General features: G+C 71.0%; 16 protein-coding genes. 11 read left to right on the top strand and 5 right to left on the bottom strand.

Annotation, left to right across the window (positions count from 1 at the left end; translation table 11 throughout):
- Window positions 1-94: 94 nt before the first annotated feature.
- On the top strand, window positions 95-2,842 hold the full coding sequence (aceE, locus tag ACIPSE_RS00105) for a pyruvate dehydrogenase (acetyl-transferring), homodimeric type (protein WP_401655649.1): 2,748 nt from the start codon (window positions 95-97) through the stop codon (window positions 2,840-2,842).
- Between the two features lie 86 nt (window positions 2,843-2,928).
- A complete protein-coding gene (locus ACIPSE_RS00110; RefSeq protein ID WP_401655652.1) occupies window positions 2,929-3,762 on the top strand; it encodes a potassium channel family protein in 834 nt (277 codons plus the stop codon).
- Here the strand turns inward: ACIPSE_RS00110 and ACIPSE_RS00115 are convergent.
- Entirely contained in the window at window positions 3,759-4,034 is a 276-nt protein-coding gene (locus ACIPSE_RS00115; RefSeq protein ID WP_401655654.1) for a small hydrophobic protein, read from the bottom strand. The two genes, ACIPSE_RS00110 and ACIPSE_RS00115, sit on opposite strands and share 4 nt — an antisense overlap.
- A gap of 252 nt (window positions 4,035-4,286) precedes the next feature.
- Entirely contained in the window at window positions 4,287-5,903 is a 1,617-nt protein-coding gene (locus tag ACIPSE_RS00120) for an MFS transporter (protein WP_401655656.1), read from the bottom strand.
- 66 nt (window positions 5,904-5,969) lie between these two features.
- Between ACIPSE_RS00120 and ACIPSE_RS00125 the strand changes: the two genes are divergently transcribed.
- The 3 genes from ACIPSE_RS00125 to ACIPSE_RS00135 all read left to right on the top strand — a co-directional run bounded on the left by ACIPSE_RS00125 (window position 5,970) and on the right by ACIPSE_RS00135 (window position 8,803).
- Window positions 5,970-6,596: a TetR/AcrR family transcriptional regulator gene (locus ACIPSE_RS00125; protein ID WP_401655658.1), complete on the top strand. Its 627-nt coding sequence runs from the start codon at window positions 5,970-5,972 to the stop codon at window positions 6,594-6,596.
- An 82-nt stretch (window positions 6,597-6,678) separates the two neighbouring features.
- Window positions 6,679-7,896, top strand: a complete 1,218-nt coding sequence (locus tag ACIPSE_RS00130) for an alpha/beta hydrolase (protein WP_401655660.1) — start codon at window positions 6,679-6,681, stop codon at window positions 7,894-7,896.
- 58 nt (window positions 7,897-7,954) lie between these two features.
- A complete protein-coding gene (locus ACIPSE_RS00135) occupies window positions 7,955-8,803 on the top strand; it encodes a DUF4429 domain-containing protein (RefSeq protein WP_401657598.1) in 849 nt (282 codons plus the stop codon).
- A 10-nt stretch (window positions 8,804-8,813) separates the two neighbouring features.
- Here ACIPSE_RS00135 and ACIPSE_RS00140 read toward each other — a convergent pair whose 3' ends face one another.
- Window positions 8,814-9,830, bottom strand: coding sequence for an aldo/keto reductase (locus ACIPSE_RS00140; protein ID WP_401655663.1), 1,017 nt, complete (start codon window positions 9,828-9,830; stop codon window positions 8,814-8,816).
- Window positions 9,827-10,297 (bottom strand): MerR family transcriptional regulator, encoded by a 471-nt coding sequence (locus ACIPSE_RS00145; protein ID WP_401655665.1) that lies wholly within the window; start codon window positions 10,295-10,297, stop codon window positions 9,827-9,829. The genes ACIPSE_RS00140 and ACIPSE_RS00145 overlap by 4 nt, the downstream gene beginning before the upstream one ends.
- A gap of 98 nt (window positions 10,298-10,395) precedes the next feature.
- On the opposite strand from ACIPSE_RS00145, the gene ACIPSE_RS00150 reads away from it, so the two are divergent.
- Window positions 10,396-10,866, top strand: a complete 471-nt coding sequence (locus tag ACIPSE_RS00150) for a GNAT family N-acetyltransferase (RefSeq protein WP_401655667.1) — start codon at window positions 10,396-10,398, stop codon at window positions 10,864-10,866.
- 18 nt (window positions 10,867-10,884) lie between these two features.
- A complete protein-coding gene (locus tag ACIPSE_RS00155) occupies window positions 10,885-11,706 on the top strand; it encodes a serine hydrolase domain-containing protein (protein ID WP_401655669.1) in 822 nt (273 codons plus the stop codon).
- A 30-nt stretch (window positions 11,707-11,736) separates the two neighbouring features.
- On the opposite strand, the gene ACIPSE_RS00160 is transcribed toward ACIPSE_RS00155, so the two are convergent.
- Complete coding sequence (locus ACIPSE_RS00160; protein ID WP_401657600.1) at window positions 11,737-12,387, bottom strand: pirin family protein; 651 nt, start codon at window positions 12,385-12,387, stop codon at window positions 11,737-11,739.
- A gap of 74 nt (window positions 12,388-12,461) precedes the next feature.
- Here ACIPSE_RS00160 and fasR point away from each other — a divergent pair, with 74 nt between their 5' ends.
- From fasR to ACIPSE_RS00180, 4 genes are all read left to right on the top strand, one after another.
- Window positions 12,462-13,667 (top strand): fatty acid biosynthesis transcriptional regulator FasR, encoded by a 1,206-nt coding sequence (gene fasR, locus ACIPSE_RS00165; protein ID WP_401655671.1) that lies wholly within the window; start codon window positions 12,462-12,464, stop codon window positions 13,665-13,667.
- Between the two features lie 89 nt (window positions 13,668-13,756).
- On the top strand, window positions 13,757-14,671 hold the full coding sequence (locus ACIPSE_RS00170) for an ACP S-malonyltransferase (protein ID WP_401655673.1): 915 nt from the start codon (window positions 13,757-13,759) through the stop codon (window positions 14,669-14,671).
- Window positions 14,672-14,690: 19 nt separating this feature from the next.
- Window positions 14,691-15,692, top strand: coding sequence for a ketoacyl-ACP synthase III (locus ACIPSE_RS00175; protein WP_401655675.1), 1,002 nt, complete (start codon window positions 14,691-14,693; stop codon window positions 15,690-15,692).
- A 59-nt stretch (window positions 15,693-15,751) separates the two neighbouring features.
- On the top strand, window positions 15,752-16,000 hold the full coding sequence (locus ACIPSE_RS00180; RefSeq protein WP_401655677.1) for an acyl carrier protein: 249 nt from the start codon (window positions 15,752-15,754) through the stop codon (window positions 15,998-16,000).
- Window positions 16,001-16,053 lie beyond the last annotated feature (53 nt).

The raw sequence follows: 16,053 nt of genomic DNA on the forward strand, positions 1-16,053 counted from the left end.
TACACGATGGGGAGCGGTGCGGACACCCGTACATCCGTCTAGACAGCCGGCGAAGACCCTCTCGAGAACAGCCCTCTGACAGCGAAGGAACAGCGTGGCTTCCGGATCCGATCGCAATCCGATCATCATTGGCGGCCTTCCGAGTCAGGTTCCTGACTTCGATCCCGAGGAAACCCAGGAGTGGCTCGACTCGCTCGACGCCGCCGTCGACGAGCGGGGCCGTGAGCGGGCCCGCTATCTGATGCTGCGGCTGATCGAGCGGGCCCGTGAGAAGCGCGTCGCCGTGCCCGAGATGCGCAGCACGGACTACGTCAACACGATCGCCACCAAGGACGAGCCGTTCTTCCCCGGCAACGAGGAGATCGAGCGCCGGATCCTGAACGCGACCCGCTGGAACGCCGCCGTGATGGTCTCCCGGGCCCAGCGCCCGGGTATCGGGGTCGGCGGGCACATCGCCACCTTCGCCTCCTCCGCCTCGCTCTACGACGTCGGCTTCAACCACTTCTTCCGCGGCAAGGACGAGGGCGACGGCGGCGACCAGGTCTTCTTCCAGGGGCACGCCTCCCCCGGCATCTACGCCCGCGCGTTCCTCCTGGACCGGCTCAGCGAGCAGAACCTCGACGCGTTCCGCCAGGAGAAGTCCAAGGCGCCCTACGGGCTCTCCAGCTACCCGCACCCGCGTCTGATGCCGGACTTCTGGGAGTTCCCGACCGTGTCGATGGGCCTCGGCCCGATCGGCGCGATCTACCAGGCCCGGATGAACCGCTACATGAACGCGCGCGGGATCGCCGACACCACCAAGTCGCACGTGTGGGCGTTCCTCGGCGACGGCGAGATGGACGAGCCGGAGTCGCTCGGCCAGCTGACCATCGCCGCCCGCGAGGGCCTCGACAACCTGACCTTCGTCGTCAACTGCAACCTCCAGCGCCTCGACGGCCCGGTGCGCGGCAACGGCAAGGTCATCCAGGAGCTGGAGTCCGTCTTCCGCGGCGCCGGCTGGAACGTGATCAAGCTGGTCTGGGACCGCTCCTGGGACTCGCTGCTCGCCCAGGACCGCGACGGCGTGCTGGTCAACCGGATGAACACCACCCCGGACGGCCAGTACCAGACGTACGCGACCGAGCCCGGCTCCTACATCCGCGAGCACTTCTTCGGCGACGACCACCGGCTGCGCGCGATGGTCGAGAACATGTCCGACGACCAGATCCTGCACCTGGGCCGCGGCGGGCACGACCACAAGAAGATCTTCGCGGCGTTCGCGGCGGCCAAGGCGCACAAGGGCCAGCCGACGGTGATCCTCGCCAAGACGGTCAAGGGCTGGACGCTGGGCCCCAACTTCGAGGGCCGCAACGCCACCCACCAGATGAAGAAGCTCACGGTCGACGACCTCAAGGGCTTCCGCGACCGGCTGCACATCCCGGTCACCGACCAGCAGCTGGAGTCCGGCGCGCCGCCGTACTACCACCCGGGCCGGAACTCCGAAGAGATCCAGTACATGCACGACCGCCGCAGCTCGCTCGGCGGGTACGTCCCCACCCGTGTGGTGCGCGCGCAGCCGCTCGCGCTGCCGGACGACAAGACGTACGCGAGTGTGAAGAAGGGGTCGGGCCAGCAGTCCATCGCCACCACCATGGCGTTTGTGCGACTGCTCAAGGACCTCATGCGGGACAAGGAGCTCGGCAAGCGGTTCGTGCTGATCGCGCCGGACGAGTACCGCACCTTCGGCATGGACTCGTTCTTCCCGAGCGCGAAGATCTACAACCCGCTCGGCCAGCAGTACGAGGCCGTCGACCGTGATCTGCTGCTCGCCTACAAGGAGTCGCCGACGGGTCAGATGCTGCACGACGGCATCTCGGAGGCCGGCTGCACGGCCTCGCTGATCGCGGCGGGCTCCGCGTACGCCACGCACGGCGAACCGCTCATCCCGGTCTACGTCTTCTACTCGATGTTCGGTTTCCAGCGCACGGGTGACCAGTTCTGGCAGATGGCCGACCAGTTGGCGCGCGGTTTCGTCCTGGGTGCGACCGCCGGACGGACGACACTGACCGGTGAGGGCCTTCAGCACGCCGACGGCCACTCGCAGCTGCTCGCCTCGACCAACCCGGGCTGTGTCGCCTACGACCCGGCGTACGCGTACGAGATCGCGCACATCGTGCAGGACGGTCTGCGCCGGATGTACGGGCCGACCGCCGACGGCGAGCCGGGCGAGGACGTCTTCTACTACCTGACCGTCTACAACGAGCCGATCCAGCACCCGGCCGAGCCGGAGAACGTGGACGTCGAGGGCATCCTCAAGGGCATCCACCGGCTCAGCGAGGGCACGTCGGGCTCGGTCCCGGCGCAGATCATGGCCTCCGGCGTGGCCGTGCCGTGGGCCATCGAGGCGCAGCGGATCCTCGCCGAGGAGTGGAACGTCAGGGCGGACGTCTGGTCGGCGACCTCCTGGAACGAGCTGCGGCGCGAGGCGGTCGACGTCGAGCGGCACAACCTGCTGCACCCCGAGGAGGAGCAGCGGGTGCCGTATGTGACGCAGAAGCTGTCGGGCGCGCAGGGTCCGTTCGTGGCCGTGTCCGACTGGATGCGGTCGGTTCCGGACCAGATCGCCCGCTGGGTGCCGGGGACGTACCAGTCCCTGGGCGCCGACGGGTTCGGCTTCGCGGACACCCGGGGCGCGGCGCGGCGTTTCTTCCACATCGACGCGCAGTCGATCGTGCTGGGCGTGCTGACCGAGCTGGCCAAGGAGGGCAAGGTCGACCGGTCGGCGCTGAAGCAGGCCATCGACCGGTACCAGTTGCTGGACGTGGCGGCGGCCGACCCTGGCGCGGCGGGCGGCGACGCGTAGCACCCGGCCTTCGGTAGGGCGGTGGGGCCTCACGGCTCCGCCGCCCTTTTCCTGTGCCCGCGGGGTCGTGTCCCTACGATGCGGGCATGAAGGAGCAATCCGCGCAGGACCGCTGGGAGCACCTCACCCAGCGGCCGCTGATGGCACTCGCGGTGCTGTTCGCCGTCGCCTACGCCGTGCCGATCGTGGACGGTGCGGCGGGCCGGTCGCTGACGGCCGTGTGCACGGCGGCCGAGTGGGTGGTGTGGGGCGCGTTCGCCGTCGACTACCTGGTGCGGCTCTCGCTCGCGCGCGACCGGCGGCGGTTCGTGCGCGAGCACTGGCTCGACCTGTGCGCGGTGGTGCTGCCGCTGCTCCAGCCGCTGCGGCTGCTGCGGCTCGTCGCGACCCTGATGCTGGTGCAGCGGCGGGCGCGGATGGCCTCGCAGATCCGGCTGACGACCTATGTCGCCGGGGCCGTGGTCGGGCTGCTGATGTTCGGCTCGCTGGCCGTGCTCTCCGTGGAGCGGGACTCGCCCGACGGGAACATCCGCACACTGGGTGACGCGGTGTGGTGGTCGTTCACCACGATGACGACCGTGGGGTACGGCGACCACGCGCCGACCACCGGACTGGGCCGGATCATCGCCGTCGGGCTGATGCTCTCCGGGATCGCCCTGCTCGGTGTGGTCACCGCGAACATCGCCGCCTGGTTCATCGCCCGCTTCGAGAAGGACGACGTCGAGGAGCGCCGGCAGACGGAGGCGATCCTGGCGCTCACGGAGGAGGTGCGGGCGCTGCGGTCACAGGTTGCGGCCCTGCACCGGGAGCGGGCCGACACGGCCGTGGGAGCGGGCGCTCAGGGGGCCGCGGGGCACTTCGGTGCGGCGGGCCCCGGTGCCGGGGCCCGCCGCACCGAAGTGACGCCGGAACGCTCCTAGAAGAGCCACATCACGGCGGCGAGGGTGTCGATCGCGCCGAGGATCACGGCCACCAGGCCCGTGACCGGATGGGCGCCGGCCCACCTGCGGCCGAGGGCCAGCCAGCCGCAGAAGATCGCGACGGGGCCGAGCAGGATGCCCAGCACGAAGAAGCCCGCGACGGCGCAGACGAGTCCGATGATTCCGAGCGTTGTGCGATCCGTCCCGGTCCGTGACCACGTCCGGCCACGTGAGCGGGGGTGCCTGCGTGTGCGGTGTCCGAACGCCGCCATCTCAACTCCCGTAATCCCTGGACCTGTTGACCCTGGGATGCGGGTACCCCCGAATCGCCCGTCCATCCACCGGGCTCACGGCGCGCCGCCCCCCTCCGGCAGCGCGCCGCAACACCGGTCGCCCCCGGTACGCATGTGCCGGTGGAACATTCCGTACCGGAGGGCTTCACCTACTGTGACGTGCGCTGCGGACCGTGGGCGAGGAATCTTTAGCCGCTTCACCCGGATAGGGGAAATCGGCTTGAACTCCCGTCAGATATGGCCTACGCCCGCGCCCGCCTCCGCGTTGGCCCCGCGCTTGGTGAGCAGCGCGACGAAGATCGCCACGGCGGCCACGCCCGCGGCGACGAGCGACGCGAGGCTCATGCCGGAGATGAAGGTGTCGTGGGCGACGTCCGTGATCTTCGCGGCGATCTGTGCGGGGGTGCCCTCGGCGACCGGGGCGACACCGACCTGGACGGCCTCGGAGGCCTGGCCGAGCTGCTCGGGGGTGAGGTCGGGCAGGCCCGCGGCCTTCCAGTTGCCGGCGAGGTCGCTGTCGACCTTGGAGACCATCACCGCGCCGAGGACGGCGGTGCCCAGACTGCCGCCGATCTGCATGGCGGCCTGCTGGAGCCCGCCGGCCACCCCGGACAGCTCCATGGGCGCGTTGCCGACGATGACCTCGGTGGCGCCGACCATCACCGGGGCGAGACCGAGGCCCAGCAGCGCGAACCAGAGGGACATGACCCCGCTGCCGGTGTCCGTCTCCAGCGTGGACATGCCGTACATGGCGAGCGCGGTGGCCGCCATGCCGCCGGCCAGCGGAAGGCGCGGGCCGAGCTTGGTGATCAGGAAGCCCGCCAGCGGGGAGCCGACGATCATCATGCCGGTGAGCGGGAGCAGGTGCAGGCCCGCGTCGATCGGGCTCATCCCGTGGACGTTCTGGAGGTAGAACGTCACGAAGAACAGACCGCCCATGAAGGCGATGGCCATCATGACCATCAGCACCACACCCGCGGAGAGCGCGACGGAACGGAAGAGGCCGAGCGGGATCAGCGGCTCGGCGACCTTGGTCTCCCAGAACGCGAAGAGCGCGAACAGCAGCACGGACCCGCCGATGAAGCCCCAGGTCTGGACGTCGCCCCAGCCCCACGTGGGCGCCTTGATGAGGGCCCAGACCAGACAGAACATCGCGCCGGAGAGCAGCGCGATCCCGGGCAGGTCGAAGGAACGGGGCGCGTTCTCGGCACGGTGGTCGACCAGCATGACCACGCCGAGCGCGAGGGCGAGCAGACCGACCGGCACGTTGATGAAGAAGACCGACTGCCAGTTGACGTGCTCGACCAGCACACCGCCGAGGATGGGGCCACCCGCGGTGGAGGCGCCGATGACCATGCCCCAGATGCCGATGGCCATGTTGAGCTTCTCGGCCGGGAAGGTCGCCCGCAGCAGACCGAGCGCGGCCGGCATCAACAGCGCGCCGAACAGGCCCTGGAGGACCCGGAAGGTCACCACGAGCGCGATGCTGTCGGAGAGGCCGATGGCGCCGGAGGCGGCGGCGAAGCCCGTCACGCCGATGAGGAAGGTCTGCCGGTGGCCGAAGCGGTCACCGAGCTTGCCCGCGGTGATCAGGGCGACCGCGAGGGCGAGGAAGTAGCCGTTGGTGATCCACTGGACGTCGGCGAAGGTGGCGCCGAGGTCGTCCTTGATGGCCGGGTTGGCGATCGCGACGATGGTGCCGTCCAGGGCGACCATCATGACGCCGACCGCCACGGTTATCAGGGTGAACCAGGGGTGGCCGCGCAGCCCCGAGGCCGGCGACGCGGACGGGGCGGATGTCGCGTCATCCCCCGGCCCCGTCTTGTCGAGCGTGGTCTGACTAGTCATGCGCCCAAGCTAGTGACAGCCTCTGACATTTGACAAACAAATTCACTAGTCGGTAACTGACACGGTATGGAAACCCTGCGCGAACGCAAGAAACAGCGCACCCGTGAGGCCCTGCTCCGAGCGGCCCTCGAGTCGTTCACCACGCGCGGGTACGAGCGGACGACGGTCGACGACATCGCCGCGGCGGTCGACGTCTCGCAGCGCACCTTCTTCCGCTACTTCGCCAACAAGGAGGAGGCCGCCCTCGCCGTCATGGACCTGGCGGTGGCCCACTTCGTGGACGCGGTACGGGCGCGCCCGCCGCACGAGGCGCCCATGGAGGCGCTGCGCCAGGCCGTCGTCGAGGGCTGGGACACGCTCGCCGACGCGATCGGCACCGTCGTACCGGTCGAGCTGTACCTGCGGATGTACCGGGTGGTGGAGTCGACGCCGGTGCTGCTCGCCGCGCATCTGCGGCACTCCATGGAGGTCGAGGAGACCCTCGCGCGGGTGATCGCCGGGCGCGAGGGGCTGGACGTCGACGCCGATCCCCGGCCGCGGCTCGCGGTGGCCGTGTTCAGCGGGGTGATGCGGGTGACCGAACGGCAGTGGCACACGGCCACGGACCACAGCCTCGACGCGATGCGGACGCTGACCGTCTCGTATCTCGAACAGCTCGGTCCGGCGCTGACGGAGGACTGGCGGAGTCACTGAGGTCACCGTCACATCCGGCGAAACGTGATCCCCGTCACTCGGTTGACGCGAGACCCTCTCGTTCTCCTAGTGTGTCCTTTCAGTGACTTCCTTCGACACCTCTCCCCAACTGAACGTCTGGCGCGCACTGCTCGCGCTGGCCGTGGTGTTCGTGATGCTGGCGACCACCGGGTGGACCGCCCTGCGCAGCCACCGGAGCACGACCCCCCTGCATGCCTCGCTCACCGCCTGGGAGCACGGCCGCATAGGCGGCCACGCGCTGCCCGACCCGGACGCTCCCCCCGCCCGGCTCGCCGGGTTCTTCGCCTCGCTCACCGTCTCGCAGCGCGCCGCGCTGGTGCGCCGGTACCCGCTCGCGGTCGGCAATATGAACGGCGCCCCCGTGGAGCTGCGCTACCGCGCCAACCGGGTCGCGCTCCAGCAGGCCCGCAAGGTCGAGCTCAAACGCATGCACGACAGCCGGCTCTCGCCCGACGGCCAGCGGGAGGCGGGGCGTCTCATGCACCGCTTCGAGGCGCTGGCGAGCGACAAGCGCAAGATCCTCGCCTTCGACCCCGAGGGCTCCGGGCGGATCGCGGAGGTCTTCGGCGACCTGGGCAGGGCGCAGCGGATCTCGATCGTCGTCCCCGGCGTCGACACGGACCTGCTGACCTTCCAGCGCACCAACCGCAAGTACTCGGCGCCGGTCGGCATGGCCCAGTCGCTGTACAAGGCGGAGCGGACGGCGAGCCCGTCGACGCGTACGGCCGTGATCGCCTGGGCCGACTACACCGCGCCCGGCGGGCTCGGCCTCGACTCGGCGACCGCGACCCGCGCCGAGCAGGGCGCCGTCCGGCTGAACGCGCTGCTGCGGGCGCTGCCCGGCACCGCGCCGGTCTCGCTGTTCTGCCACAGCTACGGATCGGTGGTGTGCGGTGTCGCCGCGCGCGACCTGCCGGGGCGGGTGGCCGACATAGCGGTGGCCGGCAGTCCGGGGATGCGGGTGGAGAAGGCGGCGCAGCTGCACACCTCGGCCCAGGTGTGGGCGATGCGGGACGCCGACGACTGGATCCAGGACGTGCCGTACCTGGAGCTCGGCGGTCTGGGCCACGGAGCCGACCCGGTCTCCTCCGCGTTCGGGGCCCGGGTGCTGTCGGCGCGGAGCGCGAAGGGGCACAGCGGCTATTTCGAGCCCGGTACCGACAGCCTGGTCAACTTCGCGGAGATCGGCGTTGGCGCATACCGCTCGGTGGCCTGTGCCGACGAGGACGAGAGCTGCCAGGCCGGTCTGTCCGGCAGCTCGACCGACGGACGCGCGTAGAAGCCGGAGAAATCGCGGTCTGCGCGGGGAGGCGACGGAGGAGCTCGTGCCGCATACGATGAGCCGCATGGGTGACGTACTGGCCGGATTTCATGCCGCCTGGGAGTTCGAGTCCGACTCCGTGCTCATCCGTTACGAAAGGGGGATTCGAACACCCAAGCTCTTCCAGGCGCTGGGAGAGCGGAGGATCCCCCTGAGCGCCCTGGCGGGCGTGACACTGACCCCCGGCAGGCGCGGCACCGTGGTCCTGCGTGCCGAGCCCCGGCCCGGCGCCGACCCTCTGATGGAGGCGGCGGCCGGTCAGCTCAAGGAGGGCAGCGATCCCTACCGGCTCGTGCTGCCCGCCGAGCGCGAGGTGCTCGCCGAGTACTACGCCGACGAACTGCGCGCCGGGCTCACCTCGGACGAGCCCGCCGACCGCTTCCTCGTCCCCGCCCCCGACCTGCCGCAGTCCTTCAAGGCGTACGACGGCAAGGCGTCCTTCGACAGCAAGACCGTGCGGTTCCGCTGGTTCTGGACGGGCGCGTCCTCCGCGAAGTGGAAGGCCGGGGACCAGAGCTTCCCGATCGCCGACCTCACCGGCGTGGAGTGGCGCTCCCCCGAGGTCTTCGAGGGGCATCTGCGGCTGCTGCGCGGCGACTCCCCGTCGGTCCAGCCCGACCAGGACCCGGCGGCCGTGGTGTTCGGTCTCGGGTACGGGCCGGTGCACGAGTCGCTGCCGTTCGCGGCGGCGGTGCTGGACGCCGTCCGCGTCAAGGGGCGCCCGGCGGTGCCGGCCGCGGCCCCGCGCAGGGACCCGGCCGACATCGCCGAACGCATCCGCCACCTCGGCGAACTCCATCAGGCCGGGCTGGTGACCGACGAGGAGTTCTCCCTGAAGAAGGCGGAACTGCTCTCCGAGCTGTGAGCGGCCCGGCTCACTCCCGTCCGGCGGACGTGAACGTCATGTCCGCGTAGCGGTCCCCCGCGACCTTGCCCGCGATGGGTTCCAGGAGCGTCAGCTCGTCCTCGGTGAGGACGATCCCGGCCGCCGCCGTGTTCTCCTCCACCCGGTGCGGCTTGCTGGTGCCCGGGATCGGGACGACCGGCAGTCCGTGCACGGCGGCCCGCTGCTGGACCCAGGCCAGGGCGATCTGGCCGAGGGTCGCGCCATGGGCCCCGGCGACGGTGCGGACCGGCTCCAGCAGGGCCACGTTCGAGGCGGCGTTCTCCCCGGTGAAGCGGGGCTGCTGACGGCGGAAGTCACCGGAGCTCAGATCGCTGTCGGCGTCGGCGAAGGAACCGGTGAGGAAGCCCCGGCCGAGCGGCGAGTACGGCACGAGCGTGACGCCCAGGTCCCGGGCCGCCGGAACCACGCCCGCCTCGATGTCCCGGCTGAACAGCGACCACTCCGACTGCACCGCGGCGATCGGGTGGACCGCCTGGGCCGCGCGCAGCTCGTCGCCGGTGACCTCGCTCAGGCCCAGCTGCTTGACCTTGCCCTCGCGGACCAGCTCGGCCATCACGCCGACGGTCTCCTCGATCGGCACGTTCACATCGCGCCGGTGCATGTAGTAGAGGTCGATGACGTCCACGTCGAGGCGCTTCAGACTCGCCTCGACGGCCTGGCGGACGTAGGGCGCGTCGTTGCGGATGACGCGCCGGGTCGGCTCGCCGGGCGGGATCGACAGGGCGAACTTGGTGGCGATCACCACCTCGTCGCGGTGGGCCCGGAAGAACGGGGAGAGGAACCGCTCGTTCTCGCCCGCGCCGTACGCGTCCGCCGTGTCGTACAGCGTGACGCCCAGCTCCAGGGCGCGCTCCAGGGTGGCCCGGGAGTCGCCCGCGTCGGCGGGGCCGTACGCGAAGCTCATGCCCATGCAGCCGAGCCCCTGGACGCCGACCTCGGGCCCGTCGGTGCCCAGGCGTGCGGTGGGGATCCTGCGGTCGGTCATCCGGCCTTCTCCCTCTCGTAGGCGTGGCCGGCGTCGCCGTAGAAGCTGATCTTCCGGTCGAGCACGGCCAGGGTGTCCTGGAGTTCGGCGATGCGGGCCAGGACGTCGCGGCGGGTGTCGACGAGCAGCGCGTAGCGCTCGCCGAAGGTGTGGTCGCCCTCGCGGACCAGTTCCGCGTAGCGGACCATGTCGGCGACGGGCATGCCGGTGAGCCGGAGCTTGCCGACGAGGTCGAGCCAGTCCAGGTCGCGGTTGCTGTAGCGGCGCTGGCCGGTGTGCGAGCGGTCGATGTGCGGCATCAGGCCGATGCGTTCGTACCAGCGCAGCGTGTGCGCCGTCAGGCCGGTAAAGGCGACGACCTCGCTGATCGTGTAGCTGTCCTGCCCCTCGGGACGCCGGTGCGCGTGCGGCGGGGCGGCGCAGCTGTCGGTCCTGGTACCCGTCGTGGTGGTCTCCATCACCGTCATGACCTCAACGCTATGGCCTTGAAGTGCACTCCAAGCAAGCGGAACCGGTAAGAAATCCACAGGACGCGGGGCGGGCGGCGTCCCTAACGTACGGGACCATGAATGCCGTACGACGGGCTGGGCCCGAGGACGCCGCCGAAGTGCTGCGACTGCGCCAGGTGATGATCGACTCGATGCCGGGCTCCGACCCCTCCACGGAGTGGCACACCGAATCCCTGCCGGTCCTGCGGCGGCGCCTGGCGGAGCCGGACGGGGACTTCGCCGCCTTCGTGGTGGACCATCCGGAGCGGCCCGGGGCGCTGGCGACGCTCGTGTGCGGGACGATCGACTACCGCATCGGCAAGCCGGGCGACCCGCACGGCGTCGTGGGCTTCGTCTTCAGCGTCGCCACCGACCCCGGGGCCCGGCGCCGCGGGTACGCGCGCGGGTGCATGACCGCCCTGCTGGGCTGGTTCCGCGAGCGCGGCGCCCGCCGCGTCCAGCTCACCGCGTCCACCGACGCCCGACCCCTGTACGACTCCCTGGGCTTCCGGCCCAAGCCCGACCCGTTGCTGGAGCTGCGGCTCTGACCACTTAGGCTCGACGGCATGTCGCTGAAGAGTCTCGCGTTGATCGGGAACTGGCCGGTTCCCCACGCCTCGGCGGGGGTCGTGCGGGCCGACGGCACCGTCCTCGGCACCCACGGGGCCGTCGCCCACCGGTTCCCGCTGGCCTCGGTCACCAAGCCGCTCGCGGCGTACGCGGCGCTCGTCGCGTACGAGGAGGGGGCGATCGAGTTCGACGAGCCGGCCGGGCCCGCGGGGTCGACGGTCCGTCATCTCCTCGCGCACACCTCGGGGCTGGCCTTCGACGAGCACAAGGTGATGGCGCCGCCCGGGGAGCGGCGGCTGTACTCCAACGCCGGGTTCGAGCAGCTCGGCGATCATGTCGCGAAGGCCACGGACATCCCGTTCGCGGAGTACCTGCGGCAGGCCGTGCTGGAGCCGCTCGGCATGACGTCCACGTCCCTGGAGGGCTCCCCCGCCAAGGACGGGGTGTCCACCGTGGAGGATCTGCTCCGGTTCGCGGCCGAGGTGCAGGCGCCCCGGCTGCTCGACCCGCGCACGGTCGCGGAGGCGATGACCGTGCAGTACCCGGGGACGAAGGGGGTGCTGCCGGGGTACGGGCACCAGAACCCCAACGACTGGGGGCTCGGCTTCGAGATCCGGGCCGCCAAGTCGCCGCACTGGACGGGCGCCTCGTCCTCGCCGCGCACCTTCGGCCACTTCGGTCAGTCGGGCACGTTCCTGTGGATCGACCCGGACGCGGGCGCGGCCTGTGTGGCCCTGGCGGACCGGGCGTTCGGCCCGTGGGCGGTCGAGGCATGGCCGGCGTTCACGGACGCGGTGCTCGGGGAGCTGCGGGGCTGACGCCGGGCGGCCGGACGGCGGCGCGGGGCCTCAGGACATCTCCCACACCAGCAGCTCCGCCGCCGTCACGGCCCGTACCTCCATGGCCGCCTCCTTGACCAGGCGGGCCGCGTCGCCCGTCGTCAGACCGGTGTCGCCGAGGCGCAGTTCGCCGCGGACCACGTGGAGGTACAGATGGGCGGCGGTGGGCAGTTCGGTGCGTTCCCCGGCCGCCAGGCGGCGTACGTGGAGCATCGCGCCGGCCTCGGGGACGTCGTAGGGCGTGGAGTCGGCGATGCCGTGGACCACCTCGTAGGCGGGCTCGCCGCCGGGGGTGAGGGGGGCCAGCCAGGTCTGGACGAAGGTGAGCGGTTCCAGGCCGTCGTTGCGTTCGGTGTGCCGGACGCCGCCCGCGGAGCTGAGGCGCTGGACGTCACCGGGGCGGACGACGGACTGGTGGCCGGTGGAGTCGCGGTGGGTCAGCTCGCCCTCGACCACCCAGGTCACGATCTCGGTGTGGCTGTGCGGGTGCTCCGCGAAGCCCGCGCCGGGCGCCAGACGCTCCTCGTTGCAGGCGATGACCGCGCCGAAACGGAGGTTGTCGGGGTCGTAGTGGGGACCGAAGGAGAAGGCGTGCCAGGACTCGATGCCGGCGTCGAGGTCCCCGCCCAGGTAGCGCTCCGCGGCGCGCCGTACGTCCATCACGTCCACCACGGTAGACCTCCGAAGGCCCCCGGCGGCACGCCCCGAGGTCCGGATAAGGCAGTCTTGTCCCCGTGCCCGAACCCGAAACAACCCATGCCGAAGCCGCCGCGCGCGCCGTCCACCCGCACTCCGCGACGCTGAAGAGGCTGGAGCAGTCCTCCGGCTCGCTCGCCGCGCAGGCCATCGCGCGCATGGACGAGACCCTGTCGTGGTACCGGGTCATGCCGCCGGAGAACAGGTCCTGGATCGGGCTGGTCGCCCAGGCCGGTATCGCCGCGTTCACCGAGTGGTTCCGGCACCCGGACGCGCCCCAGGCGATCTCGACCGACGTGTTCGGGACGGCGCCGCGGGAGCTGACCCGGGCGATCACCCTGCGGCAGACCGTCGAGATGGTGCGCACGACCATCGAGGTCATGGAGTCGGCCATCGACGAGGTCGCCGCGCCCGGTGACGAGTCCGTCCTGCGCGAGGCCCTCCTCGTCTACGCCCGGGAGATCGCCTTCGCGACCGCCCAGGTGTACGCCCAGGCCGCCGAGGCACGCGGTGCCTGGGACGCGCGCCTGGAGTCGCTGGTGGTCAACGCCGTGCTGAGCGGCGAGGCCGACGAGGGGGCCGTGTCCCGGGCCGCCGCGCTCGGCTGGAACTCCCCCGAGCACGTGTGCGTCGTGCTCGGCACCGCGCCCGAGGGTGACTCGGAGCTGACGGTGGAGGCGATCCGGCGGGCCGCGCGGCACGCCAAGCTCCAGGTGCTGACCGGGGTGCTCGGGGACCGGCTCGTCGTCATCGCGGGCGGCAGCGACAACCCGATCGCGGTCGCCAAGTCGCTGATCGGGCCGTACGCGGCCGGACCGGTGGTCGCAGGGCCCGTCGTACCGGATCTGCTGACCGCGACCCGGTCCGCGCAGGCCGCCGCGGCGGGGCTGAAGGCGTGCACGGCCTGGCAGGACGCGCCGCGCCCGGTGCTGGCGGACGATCTGCTTCCGGAGCGCGCGATCGCCGGTGACCCGAGCGCCCGCGAGCAGTTGGTGGAGGAGATCTACAGACCACTGGAGGAAGCCGGGTCGGCCCTCCTGGAGACGCTCTCCGTCTACCTCGAACAGGCGTCCAGTCTGGAGGGCGCGGCCCGGATGCTCTTCGTCCATCCGAACACCGTGCGCTACCGGCTTCGACGTGTGACTGACGTCACCGGCTGGTCGCCCTCGGATGTACGTTCGGCGTTCACATTGCGGATCGCGCTGATCCTCGGGCGTCTGGCCGACGGCGAACCTCAGCTCTAGGCTTTTGTCGGGGGCCCACAAAACCCCTTCGTGTTCTTCGTCCCTGTCCCCACGGGCGGCTTGGGCCGCCCTCAAGAGAGAGTGTGAGAGTGCTCGTACTCGTCGCTCCCGGCCAGGGCGCCCAGACGCCCGGCTTCCTGACCCCCTGGCTCGAACTCCCCGGTGCCGCCGACCGCGTCGCCGCGTGGTCGGACGCCATCGGCCTGGACCTCGCCCACTACGGCACCCAGGCCGACGCGGACGAGATCCGGGACACCGCCGTCGCCCAGCCGCTGCTGGTCGCGGCCGGTCTGCTGTCCGCCGCGGCACTCGGTGACATCACGCCGGGCGCCGTCGCCGGCCACTCCGTCGGCGAGATCACCGCCGCCGTCCTCGCCGGTGTCCTCGACGACAGCGCCGCGCTGACCCTCGTGCGCAAGCGGGGTCTGGCCATGGCCGACGCCGCCGCGATCACCGAGACCGGCATGTCGGCCCTGCTCGGCGGCGACCCCGAGGTCTCCGTCGCGCACCTGGAGAAGCTCGGCCTGACCCCGGCGAACGTCAACGGCGCCGGCCAGATCGTCGCCGCGGGCACGCTGGAGCAGCTCGCCGCGCTGAACGAGGACAAGCCCGAGGGCGTCCGCAAGGTGATCCCGCTCAAGGTCGCCGGCGCCTTCCACACGCACCACATGGCCCCCGCGGTCGACGCCCTCGCCAAGGCCGCCGCCGAGCTGACCCCGGCCGACCCGAGGCTCACCTACGTCTCCAACAAGGACGGCCGGGCCGTCGCGGGCGGCGCCGAGGTGCTCCAGCGGCTGGTCGGACAGGTCGCCAACCCGGTCCGCTGGGACCTGTGCATGGAGACGTTCAAGGAGCTCGGCGTCACCGCGCTCGTCGAGGTATGCCCCGGCGGCACCCTCACCGGCCTCGCCAAGCGCGCCCTGCCCGGCGTGAAGACGCTGGCCCTGAAGACCCCAGAAGACCTCGACGCCGCTCGCGAGCTCATCGCCGAGCAGGGCGCCTGAAACAAGGAGGCTCCGAGCAATGTCGAAGATCAAGCCGAGCAAGGGCGCCCCGTACGCGCGGATCATGGGCGTCGGCGGTTACCGTCCGACCCGGGTCGTGCCCAACGAGGTGATCCTGGAGACGATCGACTCCTCCGACGAATGGATCCGCTCGCGCTCCGGCATCGAGACCCGGCACTGGGCCTCCGACGAGGAGACCGTCGCCGCGATGTCGGTGGAGGCCTCCGGCAAGGCGATCGCCGACGCCGGGATCTCCGCCGAGCAGATCGGCGGCGTGATCGTCTCGACGGTCTCGCACTTCAAGCAGACCCCGGCCGTCGCGACGGAGATCGCCGACAAGCTGGGCACGAACAAGGCCGCCGCCTTCGACATCTCGGCCGGCTGCGCGGGCTTCGGCTACGGCCTGACCCTCGCCAAGGGCATGATCGTCGAGGGCTCCGCCGAGTACGTCCTCGTCATCGGCGTCGAGCGGCTCTCGGACCTGACCGACCTGGAGGACCGCGCGACGGCCTTCCTGTTCGGTGACGGCGCGGGCGCGGTCGTCGTCGGCCCGGCCAAGGAGCCGGCGATCGGCCCCACGGTCTGGGGCTCCGAGGGCGACAAGTCCGAGACGATCAAGCAGACCGTCCCGTGGACGGACTACCGCGACGGCGCGGTCGACAAGTTCCCTGCGATCACGCAGGAGGGCCAGGCGGTCTTCCGCTGGGCCGTGTTCGAGATGGCGAAGGTCGCCCAGCAGGCGCTGGACGCGGCCGGAATCAGCCCGGACGACCTGGACGTCTTCATTCCCCACCAGGCCAACGAGCGGATCATCGACTCGATGGTGAAGACGCTGAAACTGCCGGGGCACGTCACGGTCGCCCGTGACGTCCGCACCACCGGCAACACCTCGGCCGCCTCGATCCCGCTCGCGATGGAGCGGCTTCTGGCGACCGGCGAGGCGAAGAGCGGCGACACCGCGCTCGTCATCGGCTTCGGGGCGGGTCTCGTCTACGCCGCGACTGTCGTTACCCTCCCCTAGGCACCGCCGCTGCCGCGGTACGTGCCACACCCTCTGGATATCTACGAAGGAGCGCCTCCATGGCCGCCACTCAGGAAGAGATCGTCGCCGGTCTCGCCGACATCGTGAACGAGATCGCCGGCATCCCGGTCGAGGACGTCGAGCTGGACAAGTCGTTCACCGACGACCTGGACGTCGACTCGCTGTCCATGGTCGAGGTCGTCGTCGCCGCCGAAGAGCGCTTCGACGTCAAGATCCCGGACGAGGACGTCAAGAACCTCAAGACCGTCGGCGACGCGACCGACTACATCCTCAAGCACCAGGCCTGAGTCACCCTCTAGCCCGGATGCATGCCCCGCCACCCGGCGGTGGCGCCGCTGAA

This window comes from Streptomyces sp. NPDC090106 (genome assembly GCF_044747265.1).
Classification (GTDB): domain Bacteria; phylum Actinomycetota; class Actinomycetes; order Streptomycetales; family Streptomycetaceae; genus Streptomyces.